Consider the following 18,227-nt stretch of genomic DNA (forward strand, 5'->3'; position numbering starts at 1 on the left):
AGGATGTCGTTGCTAAGCAATAATTTTTTGTTTTTGCATCAGCCTTATAGATTTAAAGTAGAGTTTGTATCTTTGAAAAAAAAACGGATGACAAGAATAGCAGTTTGTTTTTTGCTTCTTTTTACAATGATGAGTTGTACAATGAAGGAAAAAATGGTTTTGAAAGAAGACGGTTCAGGTACTTTTTCGTATGGTTTTGATATGTCGGCATTAATGAAAATGGGCAAATCTACGGATTCAACCAAGGTTCCTAAAGTGATAGATTCTGTTTTTACTTTTAAAGAATTAATGAAGCCAATGAAAGACAGTATTGCCAAATTGTCTGATGTGCAAAAACAACAGTTTAAGTTGCTTGAAATGTTTAGAATTAAGCTAAAAGTCAACGAAAAACAAAAAGAATTTAGCTATGAAATGGAATTTGATTTTCCAACTACCGATAGTCTAAAAAACATGGTTTCGCCAACCAAAGCGGCTATGCTCTTGTCTTTAACCGATAAAAAAGTTCCTAAAAACAGCTTGAAAACGGATGGTAGCGAAGACAAAAGCAACACTAGTTTTAGTTATGACGGAAAGTTCTTTGTCAAGAAAGTAACTGCAACTGTGCCAAATGCAGACGAGAACAAGTCAAAAGATAAAAACGGAAATACATTTCAAGATGAATTTTCCAAAAAGATGGATGAGATGTTTAAAGAATGTAAATATTCTTTAGAATATCATTTTCCAAAAAAGATAAAAAGCGTTTCTTTAAAAGATGCCAAAATTTCAGAAGACAAAAAAAGTTTTGTTGTTGAAATTCCTATAGAAAATTTAAAAGCGAGTAGTGAACAATTGGGATTTAAAGTTGAATTTGAATAAGAAAAAATGAACAAAACCATCCAACTGCAAGATTTAGGACTTCAGGATTATAAAACCACTTGGGAATACCAAGAAGAAATTTTCAAAGGCATTGTCGATTTGAAAATCAAGAACCGAAATGCTAACTCCCAACTCCCAACTCCCAACTTCCTGCTTTTCGTAGAACATCCGCACGTTTATACTTTGGGAAAAAGTGGTGATTTGGAAAACCTATTGCTGAACGAAAAACAACTCGAAGCCAAAGGAGCGACTTTCTACAAAATCAATCGTGGTGGCGACATTACCTATCACGGCCCCGGACAAATCGTGGGCTATCCTATTCTGGATTTGGAAAATTTCTTTACCGACATCCATAAATACCTGCGTTTTCTGGAAGAATCCATAATCCTGACTTTACAAGAATACGGATTGGAATGCGGACGAAGCGAAGGCGAAACAGGCGTTTGGCTCGGAGCGGGAACACCATTTGCAAGGAAAATTTGCGCGATGGGCGTTCGCGCTTCCCGTTGGGTGACGATGCACGGTTTTGCATTGAATGTCAATGTCGATTTGGGTTATTTCGACAACATTATTCCCTGCGGTATTCGCGGAAAAGCGGTGACTTCCTTAAACGTGGAACTCGGAGTCGAAAAAGTGGATGAAGCCGAAGTGAAAGCAAAAATTATCAAGCACTTGACTCAATTGTTTGAAGCGGAATTTGTGACTTTATAATTGTCCACAGATGAAACGGATTTAACAGATTATCACGGATTTTTTTGTTAAATATTAATTGAAAACTTTGCGCCCTTGCGTCTTAGCGGTAAAAAATCATAAATCAAATTTCAACTGTTCCGGCAATAATCGAAAACTCATTCGATGGTATTTTGTAGTGCCATATTTTCGGATGGCTTCACGATGTTCAAGTGTTGGATAGCCTTTGTTTTGTTTCCAATTGTACATTGGGAATTCTTCGTGAATGGCATTCATGTATTCATCGCGATAGGTTTTTGCCAAAACGGAAGCGGCTGCAATACTCAAATATTTCGAATCTCCTTTTATGATACTTTGATTGGGGATTGATTTTAATAATTCGATTTCTTCTTTTGTAAACCGTTTTCCAAAAGTGGTTTTTAAACCCAATTTGGCATTCAATGCTCTGTTGCCATCCACGATGATGAATTCGGGAGTTTGGTTTAGTTTTAAAATGCATTCCTGCATTCCTTTCATCGAAGCATTCAGGATATTGATTTCGTCAATTTCTTTTGGATGCAAATGGGTTACGGCAAACGAAACAGCGTATTCTTCGATAATTGGGCGGAGTTTTTCCCTGGTTTTCTCGGATAATTGCTTGCTGTCGTTTAAAATTATATTTTCAAAATCGGGTGGAAGAATTACTGCGGCCGCCGTTACTGGTCCGGCAAGACAGCCACGGCCGGCTTCATCGGTGCCTGTTTCTAGGAGGAAATTGGAGAAATTGGTGAGCAACATATTACTGGTATTGGAACAACAAATATTGCAAAAAAATATTCAAAAAAGCGTGTCAAATTTCTATTTCCCAAAACATTCCCATAAATCAAAGCCTTTTTTTATTTATGTGTTTTTTCATTTACCTTTGCTTTATTAAAATTATCGAATAATTGCCTAATCATATACCGCTTCAAATGAGGAATTTCTTTTTCTTGTGTTTTTTAGTATTGCCAATATCCTTGTTCTCTCAACAAAAAATCACGAATCTTTTGGGTTTTGACAGCGAATACAACAGCACGGATTCGATTAAAAAGAAGAAAGAAAAAGTAGCCACCATAGATATGTATCGAGTGATTACTTTGGAACGCGACACCACCTATATAGACACTTCGCTTACCATAAAAAAACTGTACAGTTATAATTATTTGCGAAAAGACATTTTTGGATTGATGCCTTTTTCGAATGAGGGACAAACCTATAACACCTTGCAATACAGTTTGAATAAATTTTCGCCACTTCCGGAATTTGGATTCAAGGCCAAGCATTTTAGTTTTTTGGAAGCCAACCAAATCCGTTACAGTTCCGTGGCAACTCCCGTTACCGAATTGTATTTTAAAACCGTGATGAAACAAGGGCAAAACGTGGATGCTTTTTTTACGTTAAATTTGACTCCAAGGCTCAATTTTTCAATTGCTTACAAAGGGTTGCACTCAGAAGGAAGATACGTTAACCAAATGGCGAGTACAGGAAGTTTTAGATTCACTACAAGTTATAATACTAAAAACAAAAGGTATTTTGCCAATGCCCACTTCGTTTCTTATGACATCATGAATGAAGAGAATGGAGGAATTACCACAACCGAAGATTTTGAAAGTGGAGATCCGGATTTTATAAATAGGGACAGGTTAGAAGTGTATTTGACGGATGCAAAATCGTTTTTGAAAGGAAAGCGGGTGTTTCTGGACCATCTTTTTAGAATCAATCCGACCGAGGGGAACAATAATTTATATGTAAACCATCAATTCAATTACGAAAATAAATATTTCGAATACAATCAGGCCACGGTTACTTCCACCGTGGGGAGTTCTTATGTATACCGATTTGGGGAATCTTACAAAACCAGCGGGATAAATGACCAAACCCATTACAATAAAACCTATAATAAAGTGGGGCTTACTTATGAGAATACCATCTTGGGGAAGTTCCAGTTTTTTGCCGACGATTTCTTTCATAACTATTATTACAACCAAATATTGATTTTGGACATTCCTGGTTCCATTAACAAAAAAACCATTCCAAGTTCTATTAGCCAAAGAATCAACAGTGTTGGAGGTCAATATGACTATCGAAAAAACAAATGGACCGGTAAATTTGGTCTTTCAAGATCAATCTCGAATCAATCTTTGTCTGATTTGGATGCCAAGATACAATATGATTGGAATGATGAAACACAGTTTTCATTTCAGTACCAAAACATGAACAAACTACCCAATACCAACTATAATTTATACCAAAGCAGTTACGTAAATTACAATTGGTCGAATGATTTAAAGAACGAAAAAATAAATTCCATCATTGTCAATGCCACGACTCCGTGGATTGAAGCCTCCGTTCAATATTCGACGTTTAATGATCATTTGTATTTTGCCGATATTTCCACGCCAGAACAAATAGCGTTGAGTCAACAAATAGTGAATCCAGCTCAATATAGTGGTGTTATCAATTATTTATCGGTTAAAGCCAGCAAAGAATTCACTTTTTGGAAATTGGCGTTAGATAATACGATTCTCTATCAAAAAGTAGATCAATCAGAGGCAATTCTCAATGTTCCGGAGTTCTTGACCAGAAACACGCTTTATTTTTCTCAGGAAATGTTCCATAAATCCTTGTTTTTTCAAACAGGTTTAACTTTTAATTATTTCACTAATTATTATGCTAACCAATACAATCCGGTAGTTGGCGAGTTTTTTGTTCAGAACAAGAAAGAAATAGGTAATTTTGCCAATTTGGATTTTTTCTTTAATGCCCGAATTCAAAGAACCAGGGTTTACTTGATAGCGGAACATTTTAATTCCTCCTTTTCAGGAAATAATTTTTATTCGGATCCCAATAATCCGTATCATGATTTCATGATTCGATTTGGTGTGGTCTGGAATTTCTTCCAATAAAACTGAAATGTGGAATTTGGTAAAGATTAATTTGGCTTTTTTTGTCAAAAAAAATATTATTTTAAAAAAAAAGCAAATTAATTCTTCTGTTTTTGGTTTAATGATAAAGTCAAAAGAATAAAATAGTAAATAAATAAAAGTATTAGCTTACAAGGACTTAAGTCCTTGTAAGCTTTTTTTTATGTTAAATTTTTTTTTCAAAAAAAACACTCAAAATGAGGAAAACCGTAAAATAGCAATTTTTGACTTGTATATTTTTGGGAAAAATAAAAATTAATCAAAAATGGAAATAGAATCAGTTAAAAACAGAATTTTGGAAATCCATGAAGTTTGGGATGTTATTGGCGACTGCTTGGATTGTTTTAAATATGGAGAAATCCATGAAAGTTATGTGGTTCAAACAATATCTGATTATTGTGTTGAGAAAGGCTATGAAGTAGATGGTTTTCCAATGCAAAAAAGGGCTTTGTCTGAAGCTGTTACAAATTATGGCGAAGAATATTTTTGCCATGATCGGTACATAAAATATTTGGATGTTTTGGCTACCGAGCATAAAGACGTGTTTGAGTTAATGTATTTTTATTCTTCGACTTTCTGGCCGGAACAGTTTTATGACGAAGAATTGTACAGGGAGCGTTTGTTGGATTATATCAGTTGCGACGTTTATGAGATAGCTTTTTAATTTGCTGTCGAGTAATTCATTTCGACTATTATTAGTTTTTGTTAGATAATTTTGAGATGAATGGAATGGGTCTGCAGGGTTTTAAACCTTGCGGGCTTTTTTTTGGACTAAAGAAATTGGCTTTTTATAAGCATAAAAGGCTTTATTACGTTTTTTTCTAAATTCACATATGATGAATAAATTATGATATTTTTTGTGTTTATAATAATTTAATTGGTTTTTTTTTGGTAAGATTAAAATTATTATTTAGGTTTGCGCAATCGATTACACTTTTATTTGGCAATAGGTTTAGAGTGTATTTTTTACACTTGTATGAAGATTTATTGTTATTGTTTAAATTAAACTTGTTCAAGTGTGATTTGAGTCATGATATTGTTAAAAAAATGCAAATATTCTTTTTTGTGGAGTTTGTAGTTCGGGAAATAGATCTAATTAATAATTTAAAAACTATATCGCTATTGAAAAAAACAAAATCACTTTTTAATTTAAACTATGTCATTACATAGAAAATCAACCTTTTTTAACCAACCAACTAATTAATCAATATGAAAAAAAAGAAAATGAGAGTAAGTTATTATTTCCTTTTATTGGGAATATTACTCTGTATGCCAATTTATGCACAACAAGCAATAAATGTAAAAGGTATCGTAACCGATGCTAAGTTAGGAACCCCTTTGCCAGGTGTTTCGGTACTTGTCAAAGGTACCATGAATGCAGTCTCGGCTGATTTTGACGGGAATTACGTTATCAGTGCTAAGCCTTCTGATGTTCTGGTATTCAGCTTTGTAGGCTATAAAACAGTTCAGATGCCGGTAAGTGGAAAAACTAAAATTAATGTAAGTTTAACAGAAGAAAGTAATCAATTAGACGAAATAGTTGTAGTGGGGTATGGTACTTCAAAAAGAAAAGATGTTACTGGTTCTGTTGGGTCAGTAAAAGGAAAGGAGCTTGCTTCGTATCCTGTATCAAATATTGCGACAGCTATGCAAGGTAAAGTGGCCGGGGTTACTGTTGTAGCAATGGATGGTCGTCCTGATGCAAAAGTGTCCATTAGAGTACGTGGAGGTGGTTCGATTACTCAAAGTAATGATCCGTTATTCATTGTTGATGGATTTCCTGTAAGTAATATTAATGATATTCCTGCTTCTCAAATCGCAAGTATAGATATTTTGAAAGATGCAGCTTCCACTGCTATTTATGGAGCGCGTGGTGCTAATGGGGTTGTTCTTGTAACTACTAAAGCGCCATCTGGAGGTAAAATAAGCATTACTTATAATGGAAATACACAAATTAAAACACCTTCGAATTATTTAGGCGCTTTGGGCGGTTATGATTTTGTGAAAATGAATTGGGATTTTGGTACCCTAATGGGGTCTGGTGATGCTTGGGCAAGTGAATATGGACTCGGAACTAAGTATAGCAACTTAAATCCAGAAGGAATTAATGCATACAAAACAGCTCCCTATAGAGATCTAGAAAAAGAGGTGCTTCGTACTACTACGGCGACTAATCATAATATAACAATTACTGGAGGGAATGAAAAAACGAAATACAGTATATCTTTTGATAATTTAGATGATAATGGTTTGAAGATTGAATCTTACTATAAAAGAACTAATATCTTGGCTAAAATAAAAAGTGAAATTGCAAAAGACCTTACATTTGAAGGAGATATGTATTATAGTGGTCAGGAAGTTTTTGGAAGCGAAACCCAGACGAATTCAGTAGGGTCTTGGTTGACAAGATCATTGGCATACACACCAGTGACTCCATTAGGTACTGATACTGATTTAGGTAATTATGAAAATTTTATTAAGCCAGAGTATGATCCGATAAAAACGATAAAAGATATTCACGATAAAACATTGCGTCAAAATTACAGAGGAAATATTGCGCTTACTTGGAATGTAAATGATGCCTTGACATTACGCTCAGAATATAGTGCTGCTAAAAACTATAGTTCTCGTTATCAATTTACAGGTCAATTTGCTAAAAATACTGTTGGAGTTTATGGCGGTGATGCTTCAATTACCAAGGATTATGACACTCGCTATCGTTTTGTGAATACCGCTAATTATAAATTTCTAAAACTAGGGGAAAATCATAAATTGGATGTGTTATTAGGGCAAGAGATGAATGGTACTGACGGCGAAAGAACTTTTATGTCAGGAACAAGATTTCCAATTTCTTTTGATTATAATAGAGCATTTGCAGGAATGGATCAGTTTGGAAATCAAGCTGAATTGAGAATTGATTCAGATGAAAAAGATCCAGGAAGAACATCTTCATTTTTTACTCGTATGAACTACGCTCTAAAGGATAAATATTTATTTACTTTTACAATGCGTGCCGATGGATCAAGTAACTTTCCAGAAGCTAATAGATGGGGGTATTTTCCCGCAGGAGCATTTGCGTGGAGAGTTTCTGATGAATCATTCTTAAAAGATTCAAAAACAGTGAGCGACCTTAAGTTTCGTTTGAGTTATGGTATGGTTGGTAACGATCAAATTTCGTCAGGATTATGGAGAGACGAATGGAAAGGTGCATCGGGTTATGGTTATAATAATATACCAAATCCTATTTCTGTTCCAGCATCTACTCGATTGGTAAATCCCAATTTGAAATGGGAAACTACTATCACTAGAAATTTAGGTCTTGATTATGGGTTCTTTGACAATAGATTGTACGGTACAGTTGATGTGTATTGGAACACTACTAAAGATCTTTTAATGATAAATTCCTTGCCTCCCTATACAGGATATAAAGATCAAATGGCAAATATAGGGCAGACTCGTAACACAGGACTTGAGTTTTCTGTTGGAGGTGATATTATTAGAAAAGATGATTTTAAATTATCGGCCAGTATGAACATCTCTATCAACAGAAATGAAGTCGAGGAATTAGCAGAGGGTGTAAACTCTAATTATTATACCAGTGGTTGGGGATCGTCAACAATGCAGCCAACAGGTGGGGATTATGGATTTAAAGTAGGAGAGCCAGTAGGATTAATTCGTGGATATAAATATGCTGGATTCTATACAACTGCTGATTTTGATTACAATGCTACTACCAAAGTATATACTCTTAAAGCCGGAGTGCCTAATTCAATTGGGGTTTTGGGTAATGTTGGTGGTTCTGGTGCCATTCCCGGGATGTTAAAATTAGAGAAATTGGGTGCCACAAGTAGTGCCACTAATATTAATGAAATTGATGACCTTGCAGTTATAGGGAATACTACTCCAAAATTCACGGGAGGGTTTAATATTAATGCATCTTATAAAACGTTTGATTTAATGTTAGGATTTAACGGTTCGTATGGTAATGATATTTACAATGCTAACAAATTAGCCAATTCTTTTGGAAATAAAGCTCCTTTTCGTAATTTCAGTACTTCTTCCGAAAATGCTTATACATTATTTGATGTCAACACGAGTGGAGATTTAGTACGGATTTATGATCCTGCAGCTTTAGATGCATTAAACGTGAATGCTACGACTTATATGCCTTTTCACGAAAAAGCAGTAGTACATTCTGATGGAATTGAAGATGGTTCATTTATTAGGCTGAATAATGTAACTTTAGGATATACTTTGCCTAATGATGTCTCAGAAAAAATTGGAATGCAAAACTTTAGAATATATGCAACTGTAATCAATGCTTGGTTGTGGACGAAATATACAGGATATGACCCTGAAGTTGATGCAGGGAATGGTAGAAATGGTGATTATCCAACTCCTGGAATGGATTTTGGAGCTTACCCTAAAGCGCGTACTTTTACTCTTGGAGTAAATGTGAAATTTTAAATCTGACAATTAATTTAAAAAATATATAATAATGAAAAGAAAAATAATATGCCTGAGTTTCTTGTCAATCCTGATGTTTTCATCTTGTCAAGATTATCTTGAAGTACAATCCGATTCAAAATATGACTCTGAATTTGTGTTTCAATCAGTGTCCGAAGCCGATAAAGCTCTACTTGGGGCTTATGATTTATTAAGCGTTGAATCTGGAATTCACTCCAACAGATTGTTTTATGAAGTTACAGGTGTAGGTTCAGACATTGAGTTGGGGCCAGAACTAACGTCTAATTCAGGTCGTTACAACGGAGAGAACTTATATTTTAAGCCGCCAACAGCTACTGATAATCCGCCAGATGCCTGGAATGGAATGTATAGGACAATTGGTCGCTGTAATGTAATTATTGATGCATTCGAAAAAAATGCGGCATATATTGCTGCAGATAAAACAAAGCCATCTGATTTGACTCATTTATATGGTGAAGCTATTGCTATTCGTGCCACTATGTATTTTGAATTGACCAGAAACTGGGGAGATGTAATTTATTTTACAAAACCTATTACATCTGAAGCTGATTATAAAGAAGCAGTCGTTACAGATCGTAGCATCATTCAAGAAGGAGAATTGGCTAATCTTATTAAGGTAGAGCCTTTGATGTATAAATTAAATACAAAAGCAAACACCACTGCTGCAACTCGCATGACTCAAGAATATGTTCAAGGACTAATCGGGCGTTTAGCATTAATTCGTGGTGGGTATGCGCTTCGTCCTCCTAGTTATACAGGTGATGGAGAGGTATTGCAATCCCATCCAACTAGAGGGAAAATGGTGCGTAGGTCAGATTATAAAACCTATTACACAATGGCAAATACTTATTTAAAAAAACTAGTGTATTCTGGTAATGCTACTTTGGTAACTACTGATTCAAGAACTCCATCAGCAAAATTTAGTAACCCTTTTCAAGCTGTTTTTCAAGCAGGTATGGATTATAAATTTAGCCCTGAAATGATTTTTGAAGTAAGTCAAATTGCGGGTGTAACTACTACTGAACGTCCATATGCATTTGGTCGTCCTTCTGGAGGAGGTGGTACAGCTTATCCGCCAAAAGCCTATGGACAAATGCGTTTTTTTCCAACTTATTACTTTGGAATGTTTGACAATAAAGATTTAAGACGTGATGTAACGGTTACTACAACAGGCTTAGGTGGATCCGCAGACGAAAAAATGATTTCATTCAAAAAAGGAAGTACTATTGCAGGTGGAGGTTTGTCACTAAACAAATGGGATTATTCTCGTATGACAGACAAAACCAATGCCATTAAGCAGAGAATTACAGGTATCAATGCGCCTTATATGCGTTTGGGAGACATGATATTGTTGTTGGCAGAAACCTATTCTGTTTTGGGTGACGATGCCAATGCTAAAGCTGAATTATTAAAAGTTCGTAAGCGTGCATTTTTATCAACAGATCCTGAATATACTGCAAAGACCACAACCTACGTAAACAGCAAATCTGGGGCAACACTTTTGGCAGCCATTCAAGACGAAAGAGCTTTTGAGCTAGGTGGAGAAGGTCAACGTAAAATGGATTTGGTTCGTTGGGGACTTTTAGGTAAAAAAGTAAATGAACTTCAATCTCAAATGACGGCTATGGCCGATGCGCTTCGTGCCAGTGGTTCTTATACTTTTCCAAATGGCAACGTGATTTCTGATTATATCTATACTAAAGATGTTAAACTAACAGACGCTCAAGCTTTAGGATTAAACGATATTTTAACAGGTAATACTTATGTTTCTGAAACCGATCCATTGTATCCGCTATTGTTTCCAGGTTGGAGAGGTACAGCCACGGATTGGGTAGCTCCTTCGACAACAACATTAAAGAAAACAATGTTGGCAATAAAAGGATTATTCAAACCTTTGACTTCTACAGAAGCTACAGCTGCCATAGCAGCGGGTTACAAGAAAGTAAATTATGGAGTAGATCTTGTTAGTGACGTAACTAAACCATGGGAAGTAAATGTTAACGGAGTGTTTGGAGGATATCTTCCTGCGGATTTCACTGCTAATTATTCGCCTCTGTATTTAGTAGCGATTCCTGCTGAAACTATTAGGGTGTCAGGAGGGAAAGTGTCTAATAATTATGGTTTCCCAAATCAATAAATTCATTTGATATACAGTTTGTTTAAATCCGCCTTAGGGCGGATTTTTTTGTTTTAAAATAAAAAGAATGCTGTTGAATCTTTTAATCTTGTGCAAATACTGTTAGATTTGTAAATCCAATATTGTAAATCTAATATATAATGACCTTCACTGCCATAGATTTTGAAACCGCCACGGCCTATCATCCCTGTTCTGTTGGAATCGTTACCGTAGAAAACGGAGTTGTTGTTGACGAATATGTCACCTTAATCAAGCCGCCAAAAAACGAATATTCACATTTTACAATAGCGGTTCACGGAATTTATCCACGAGACACGGTGAACGCAAAAACCTTTGCCCAAGTGTATCCCGAAATTAAAAAACGACTCCAAAACAGGATTGTTGTGGCTCATAACGAGAGTTTCGACCGTAATGTTTTGGTCAAATCAATGGCGCTTTACGGCTTGGATTATGAAGAGTTGAATATTGGCTCCAGATGGGAATGCACCGTAAAAATTTACAAAGCCAAAGGACTAAAACCAACCAAATTGAGTGATTGCTGTCGCGAAATGAATATTAAATTAAACCACCACGAAGCCTTGTCTGATGCTCGGGCTTGCGCCAAATTATATTTGCTGAGATAAATTTCTCACAGTTATATTTTTTCATTACTTTAGTATTCAATCTAAAAGTCTGAAAATGAAAGAAGATTTTCTCCATTACCTCTGGAAATTCAAGAAGTTCGACACCTTGAATCTAAAAACTTTCAACGGAGAGGAAATCACCATCATCAATGTGGGACAGTATTTAGAACTCGCCGGTCCCGATTTTTTCAATGCACAAATTTCCATTGGGAATCAAAAGTGGGCTGGAAATGTGGAAATCCATCTAAAATCCTCGGATTGGTATGTGCATCATCATGAACGAGACGAAGCCTATGAAAACGTAATCCTGCACGTGGTTTGGGAACACGACACCGAAATTTTCAGGAAAAATAATACCGAAATCCCGGTTCTGGAACTCAAGAAATACGTCGATACAGAAACAATCTCCAATTATCAATCCTTGACAACTCCAAAGTCCTGGATTTTTTGCGAGAAGCAATTGGCGGAAATCCCGCAATTTATAGTAAAGAATTGGCAGGAACGTTTGTTTTTTGAAAGATTGGAAAGAAAATCAAATCCGATTTTCGAATTATTGGAACAAACCAACCACGATTGGGAAGGGGTTTTGTTTTGTCTTTTGGCCAAGAATTTCGGCTTGAATGCCAATGGCGAAATCTTTTTGAAAATCGCCCAATCCATCCCTTTTTCCATTATACGCAAAGAAAGTTTCGAAGGCGAAAATTTGGAAGCCTTGCTTTTGGGAAATGCCGGTTTATTGGATTCTGAAAAAGAAGACAACTATTTCAAGGATTTGAAATTCCGATATTTTTATTTGTTGCACAAATACCAATTGGAGAAAAAAATCATTGAGCCAGTCCAGTTTTTCAAGCACCGTCCCGATAATTTCCCAACGATTCGATTGTCGCAATTGGCTGGTTTATATCACGGTCAGCAAAATTTGTTTTCAAAAATAAGCGTTTTGACTTCGATACAAGCTATTTACGAAACCTTCGATATTTCGGCTTCGGATTATTGGCAAAGTCACTATCAGTTTGATAAAGAAAGTCCCAAAAAGAAGAAACATCTTTCCAAATCCTTTATTGATTTAATCATGATTAATACCATCATCCCGCTTCAATTTGCTTATGCCAAAAGTCGAGGAAGAGAGATTTCGGAAGACTTAATCCAGATTTTAGAGGACGTGGCTCCTGAAAAAAATGCAATTATGGACAAATTCAGTTCTTTTGGAATAAAATCAAGGAATGCATTTGAATCCCAATCCTTGTTGCAGCTCAAAAACGAGTATTGCAATAAGAGTCGTTGCCTGGATTGTGCCATCGGAACAGAATTATTGAAAAAAAGTTGATTTGGCAATTCGTTGATTCTAGAATTGTGTAATTTTGCTTCAAACTTCAAAATATGTCAGCAGTAATACAACTCAAGTATTTTTTTGAAAAATATGGCTTTCATGTTTCCTCCCGTCTTGCCGATAAATTGGGAATGCGCGTGACCAGCGTGCGTTTGTTTTTTATTTATATTTCGTTTGTCACGGCTGGATTGTGGTTTGGCGTTTATTTAACGCTGGCTTTCTGGATTCGATTGAAGGATTTGGTTCGAGCCAAAAGGACTTCGGTTTTTGATTTGTAACCAACTTTTAAAAATATATAAAAGGGATTATAAAGTAGTTTTGCTTTATAATCCCTTTTTAGTTTAGAATTTAGATTGCCAATCTTGATTTCTTGAAGCTGTAAGCATAAATCAAAGCATGCAAAGCCGCAAAAAATAACGAAAAATAGAACAAGAAATGGTCGTCTATAGTAGGGTCGTTGTGGTGAATAAAAGCAATCACTATAAGTGCCAATACCATTCCCAAGCCTGAAGCCGCAACGGTTTTGTAGCTATTCAAACTAAAATGACCTTTATTCAAATGGCTGTTTTTCATTCCGTAGAACAAGTACAAATCAAATCCAATCATCATCCAAACGATAAGACGAATCCAGGTGTCTAAAGGTAAAAACACCATCATGAAAAGACAAACGGCAATACCGGCAATGGGTACAAAGGGAACAAAAGGCGTTTTGAAACCTCTTGGTGCCTCCGGCATTTTTTTACGCATGATAAGGACTCCCACACAAACCAGAATGAAGGCAAATAAAGTTCCAATGCTGGTCATTTCTCCAACAACTCTTGCGGGAACAAAAGCGGCAAAAAGGCTCACGATGATCATGAACAACAAGTTGTTTTTGGCCGGAGTCCTGAATTTTGGATGCACTTCCGAAAAAACTTTTGGCATCAAGCCGTCTTTACTCATGGAGAAAAACACCCTGCTTTGCCCCATCAGCATCACTAAAATTACGGAAGAATAACCGCCTAGAATAGCCAATAAAATAGCATTGTTTAGCCAAGGATAAGCCGGAGTGATCATTCCGTCAGGGCCAGCATTTCCCATCGCTTCAACGGCAACGGCAACGGGTGCAATTCCGTCTTTTCCTGCAAAGGCTTGGTAATTTACGACTCCAGTCATCACGTGGGCAAATAAAATGTAAAGCACCGTGCAAATTCCCAAGGACAACAATATCCCAATCGGCATGTCTCTTTTAGGATTCTTGGCTTCCTGTGCCGCTGTCGAAACGGCATCAAAACCAATGTAGGCAAAAAACACGATGGCTGCTGCCCTGATGATTCCGGAGAATCCAAATTCTCCAAAATTTCCGGTATTTTCGGGAATATACGGAGTGTAATTTTCGGGTCTGATGTATTGCCATCCTACGGCGATAAATACTAAAACCACCGATACTTTAAGTAAAACGATAATTCCATTTACAAAAGAGGATTCCTGGGTTCCGCGTATTAAAAGGAAAGACATTATCATGACAATTAAAACGGCAGGAACATTGATGATGCCACCTTCAAAAGGCGAAAGTAAATAGGCATCCGGGATATGAATGCCGTAGCCTTCTAAAAATTTCCCTAAATACCGGGACCAACTAATGGAAACCGTTGCTGCTCCCACGGCATATTCCAGAACTAAATCCCAGCCAATAATCCAGGCAACAAATTCGCCCATTGTGGCAAAAGAATAAGTGTAGGCACTTCCCGCAACCGGAATCATCGAGGAGAATTCGGCATAACATAAACCGGCAAAAACACAGCCAAATGCGGCTACAAGAAAGGAAATGGTTATGGCAGGACCTGCATTTGCCGATGCGGCCAATCCGGTTATGGAAAATAATCCAGCACCGATAATGGCACCAACTCCAAGGGCAACCAATCCTGATGCGCTTAATGTTTTCTTCAATCCTTTTTCAGAATCGGCAGCTTCTGCCAAAAGCTGGTTTAATGGTTTTCTTTTCCAAATAGACATACTTATTTCGAGTTACTGTTAATATGTTCCAAATATATTGTTTTTTTAACGCAGTAACTATTAGGAAAACTTCATTTTTAAAATTGTTTTTATTTTTTTTTCTTAAGAGAAATGTTTTTTTTCATAGAATATTTCTTATATTTATATTTTGAAAAGTGTTTTCTGAATGAATTTTAAAACAATAAAATCTTCTTTTACGTTTTCACGCGGACAACGCGTTGGGATTTTTCTATTGTTTGCGATAATCATTGCTTTGCAATTGGCTTATTTTTTTGTTGATTTTAGTTCTGTTTCTAATGATTCTCCCGAAAAGCAGAAGTGGCTTTCCTTGCAACCACAAATTGATTCGATGAAACAGGATAAGCTTAATTATGTTCCGAAGATTTATCCATTCAACCCCAATTTCATTTCGGATTATAAATGCTATAAACTCGGAATGTCGGTTCCGGAAATCGACCGACTTTTGGCTTTTCGAAAACAAAACAAATACGTGAATTCACCCGAAGAATTTCAAGCTGTGACCAAAGTTTCAGATTCTTTGTTGAATGCTATTTCTCCTTATTTTAAATTTCCGGATTGGGTGCAGCACAAGAAGCAATTCAAAGAGTATAAAAACTATTCCAATATGGCTTTCGCCAAAAAGGAGAAAATTACCATTATTGACATCAATCAAGCAACCCAAGAAGATTTAATAAAGATTTATGGAATTGGTGAGGCAATTTCGCTTCGGATTTTGAAATTCAAGGAAAATCTTGGCGGTTTTGTTTCTATGGAACAAATGAAAGATGTTTGGGGATTATCGCCTGAAGTCATCGAAAATTTGAATTCCCATTTTAAAGTTGCGGTGCTTCCCAACGTGAAAAAAGTGGACATAAATAATGCGTCCATAAAGGAATTATCCCAGTTTCCGTATTTCAATTATCAACTTGCCAAGCAGATTGTGACTTTCAGAAGCATGAATGGCGATTTTAAAAATGTTGACGATTTAACAAAAATTAAAGGTTTGTCTATTGAAAAGGCAAAAATTATAGCCTTATATTTGAACTTTTAAAATTCTTACCCTTTTTACAATGAACTTTGACTATAGCGAAACGCAAACAATGATAGCCGAATCTGCAAGAGATTTTGCAGAAAAATATATTAGACCACATATTATGGAGTGGGATGAATCTCAAAAATTCCCGGTTCCATTATTTAAAAAAATGGGCAAAATGGGTTTTATGGGCGTTTTAGTTCCTGAAGAACTCGGTGGTTCAGGTCTAGGATATCACGAATATATTGCAGTTGTTGAGGAAATTTCAAAAGTAGATCCATCTATAGGTTTATCGGTGGCAGCGCATAATTCATTATGTACGAATCATATTTTGACTTTTGGAAACGAAGAACAAAAGAAAAAATGGATTCCAAAATTAGCTTCTGGCGAGCATATTGGTGCTTGGGGATTGACCGAGCATGGCACAGGCTCTGACGCAGGAGGAATGAATACGACGGCTGTAAAAGATGGTGATTATTGGATTGTAAACGGTTCCAAAAATTTTATTACACACGGAATTTCAGGCGAAATTGCCGTAGTGATTGTGCGTACCGGAAACAAAGGTGATTCTAGAGGAATGACGGCTTTTGTTTTCGAAAAAGGAATGCCGGGATTTACTTCAGGAAAAAAAGCTAATAAATTAGGAATGCGCGCCAGCGAAACTGCTGAATTATTCTTTGATAATTGCCGAATTCCAGATGCCAATAGATTGGGAGAAGTAGGGGAAGGTTTTATTCAATCGATGAAAATTTTGGATGGCGGAAGAATTTCCATAGGAGCACTATCATTAGGGATTGCCAAAGGTGCTTATGAAGCTTCCTTAAAATATTCGAAAGAAAGACATCAGTTTGGTAAAGCGATAAGTGAATTTCAAGCAATAGCGTTCAAACTTGCCGATATGGCTACCGAAATCGAAGCCTCAGAATTGTTGTTGCACAAAGCGGCCTTCTTGAAAAATAAAAGTCGCAATATGACAACCCTCGGTGCAATGAGCAAAATGTATTCTTCTGAAGTTTGTGTGAAAGTTTCGACTGATGCTATTCAAATTCACGGTGGTTACGGTTATACAAAAGATTATCCCGTAGAGAAATTCTTTCGAGATTCTAAACTGTGCACCATTGGAGAAGGGACTACTGAAATTCAAAAATTGGTGATTTCGAGGAATATATTGAAATAAATTTTTAGGATATAATAGTAGTAATTAAAATTATTTAGATAATGATTTTTATAATACTAATTCTATTGATTCCTTTGTTTTTTCAAATTAAATATGGTGTTTCGGCTTTGTCTGATTGGATTGATTTAAAGTTTTGGCAATTGACTTTATTGTGTGTCGGTTCTGAATTTTTATTGTCGTTTGTTTTGACTCCATTTGCTGGGTTTGGTCTTTTAGGAATACCAATAGCATTATTAATCCTCTTTGTGGCTTTGATTCAAAAAACAGCTATAAAATAGTTCAAAATTTATAATTCAAAAATTCAAAATAAAAAGCAACTCCTAAAAAGGGTTGCTTTTGTTGTTAATTCTACTGCCAGCACCCTGTGCCAGGCTCATTTCTTCTTCCTAAAGGTCTATTTTAGATAGGGATTATGCTTATTGACTCTATAGTGAGTCTATACTCAATCTATATTGAATCTATAAGAACAATACTTTTTATAGAGTTAATATAAAAAAACTATAAAATCTATTTAGATTAAATGGTAATAAAACCTTTCTAATGGATTCTTATAGGTATAATAAAGGTTTGACCAAACGAAAGCAGTTGTATGGCGTTCGAATCAATAAGAAATTGCAACTGGGCTTTTTTCATTCAATTTATTTTATGGGTGGGTGAACTATTTTTTTTATTGCATAAAATAATTCGCCATTTGTAACTCGTAATTCATAATTATTTTTTACTTTTGCGCCCTTAACGAGAGGAGGTGATAAAATTATGTTAATTATACCAATTAAAGACGGAGAAAATATCGATAGAGCATTAAAGCGCTATAAAAGAAAATTCGACAAAACTGGAACTGTTCGTCAACTAAGAGCGCGTACTGCTTTTATAAAACCATCAGTTACCAACAGAGCCAAAATTCAAAAAGCGGCTTATATCCAAAACATGAGAGACAACATCGAGAATAGTTAATTA

Annotated in this window: 15 protein-coding genes; 13 read left to right on the top strand and 2 right to left on the bottom strand. The window is 35.8% G+C overall.

What is annotated here, in order from left to right:
- Nucleotides 1-87 precede the first annotated feature (87 nt).
- Together OZP13_RS00090 and lipB are read left to right on the top strand one after the other, a co-directional pair.
- Nucleotides 88-855: a hypothetical protein gene (locus OZP13_RS00090; RefSeq protein WP_281298215.1), complete on the top strand. Its 768-nt coding sequence runs from the start codon at nucleotides 88-90 to the stop codon at nucleotides 853-855.
- A 6-nt stretch (nucleotides 856-861) separates the two neighbouring features.
- Nucleotides 862-1,566, top strand: a complete 705-nt coding sequence (lipB, locus tag OZP13_RS00095; protein ID WP_281298216.1) for a lipoyl(octanoyl) transferase LipB — start codon at nucleotides 862-864, stop codon at nucleotides 1,564-1,566.
- Between the two features lie 96 nt (nucleotides 1,567-1,662).
- Here lipB and rnhB read toward each other — a convergent pair whose 3' ends face one another.
- On the bottom strand, nucleotides 1,663-2,322 hold the full coding sequence (rnhB, locus tag OZP13_RS00100; protein ID WP_281298217.1) for a ribonuclease HII: 660 nt from the start codon (nucleotides 2,320-2,322) through the stop codon (nucleotides 1,663-1,665).
- Nucleotides 2,323-2,495: 173 nt separating this feature from the next.
- Between rnhB and OZP13_RS00105 the strand changes: the two genes are divergently transcribed.
- From OZP13_RS00105 to OZP13_RS00135, 7 genes are all read left to right on the top strand, one after another.
- Entirely contained in the window at nucleotides 2,496-4,469 is a 1,974-nt protein-coding gene (locus OZP13_RS00105; RefSeq protein WP_281298218.1) for a putative porin, read from the top strand.
- Between the two features lie 283 nt (nucleotides 4,470-4,752).
- On the top strand, nucleotides 4,753-5,151 hold the full coding sequence (locus OZP13_RS00110) for a hypothetical protein (RefSeq protein WP_281298219.1): 399 nt from the start codon (nucleotides 4,753-4,755) through the stop codon (nucleotides 5,149-5,151).
- 545 nt (nucleotides 5,152-5,696) lie between these two features.
- Nucleotides 5,697-8,954 carry a SusC/RagA family TonB-linked outer membrane protein gene (locus OZP13_RS00115; RefSeq protein WP_281298220.1) on the top strand — a complete coding sequence of 1,086 codons (3,258 nt, stop codon included), beginning with the start codon at nucleotides 5,697-5,699 and terminating at the stop codon, nucleotides 8,952-8,954.
- A gap of 31 nt (nucleotides 8,955-8,985) precedes the next feature.
- Nucleotides 8,986-11,112 (top strand): RagB/SusD family nutrient uptake outer membrane protein, encoded by a 2,127-nt coding sequence (locus OZP13_RS00120; protein WP_281298221.1) that lies wholly within the window; start codon nucleotides 8,986-8,988, stop codon nucleotides 11,110-11,112.
- Between the two features lie 140 nt (nucleotides 11,113-11,252).
- Nucleotides 11,253-11,735, top strand: a complete 483-nt coding sequence (locus OZP13_RS00125; protein ID WP_281298222.1) for a 3'-5' exonuclease — start codon at nucleotides 11,253-11,255, stop codon at nucleotides 11,733-11,735.
- A 55-nt stretch (nucleotides 11,736-11,790) separates the two neighbouring features.
- Nucleotides 11,791-13,062, top strand: a complete 1,272-nt coding sequence (locus tag OZP13_RS00130; protein WP_281298223.1) for a DUF2851 family protein — start codon at nucleotides 11,791-11,793, stop codon at nucleotides 13,060-13,062.
- Nucleotides 13,063-13,115: 53 nt separating this feature from the next.
- On the top strand, nucleotides 13,116-13,343 hold the full coding sequence (locus OZP13_RS00135) for a PspC domain-containing protein (protein WP_281298224.1): 228 nt from the start codon (nucleotides 13,116-13,118) through the stop codon (nucleotides 13,341-13,343).
- 70 nt (nucleotides 13,344-13,413) lie between these two features.
- Here the strand turns inward: OZP13_RS00135 and OZP13_RS00140 are convergent, their stop codons facing one another.
- Nucleotides 13,414-15,060: an amino acid permease gene (locus tag OZP13_RS00140; protein ID WP_281298225.1), complete on the bottom strand. Its 1,647-nt coding sequence runs from the start codon at nucleotides 15,058-15,060 to the stop codon at nucleotides 13,414-13,416.
- A gap of 166 nt (nucleotides 15,061-15,226) precedes the next feature.
- On the opposite strand from OZP13_RS00140, the gene OZP13_RS00145 reads away from it, so the two are divergent.
- From OZP13_RS00145 to rpsU, 4 genes are all read left to right on the top strand, one after another.
- The gene (locus tag OZP13_RS00145) at nucleotides 15,227-16,111 is read left to right on the top strand and encodes a ComEA family DNA-binding protein (protein WP_269241665.1); all 885 of its coding nucleotides are present in this window, start codon (nucleotides 15,227-15,229) and stop codon (nucleotides 16,109-16,111) included.
- A gap of 19 nt (nucleotides 16,112-16,130) precedes the next feature.
- Nucleotides 16,131-17,270, top strand: coding sequence for an acyl-CoA dehydrogenase family protein (locus OZP13_RS00150; protein WP_269241666.1), 1,140 nt, complete (start codon nucleotides 16,131-16,133; stop codon nucleotides 17,268-17,270).
- 41 nt (nucleotides 17,271-17,311) lie between these two features.
- Entirely contained in the window at nucleotides 17,312-17,548 is a 237-nt protein-coding gene (locus tag OZP13_RS00155; protein ID WP_269241667.1) for a hypothetical protein, read from the top strand.
- A 478-nt stretch (nucleotides 17,549-18,026) separates the two neighbouring features.
- The gene (rpsU, locus tag OZP13_RS00160) at nucleotides 18,027-18,224 is read left to right on the top strand and encodes a 30S ribosomal protein S21 (RefSeq protein WP_073370216.1); all 198 of its coding nucleotides are present in this window, start codon (nucleotides 18,027-18,029) and stop codon (nucleotides 18,222-18,224) included.
- The last annotated feature ends 3 nt before the right edge of the window (nucleotides 18,225-18,227 follow it).

The sequence above is a fragment of the Flavobacterium limnophilum genome (genome assembly GCF_027111315.2).
GTDB lineage: Bacteria > Bacteroidota > Bacteroidia > Flavobacteriales > Flavobacteriaceae > Flavobacterium > Flavobacterium limnophilum.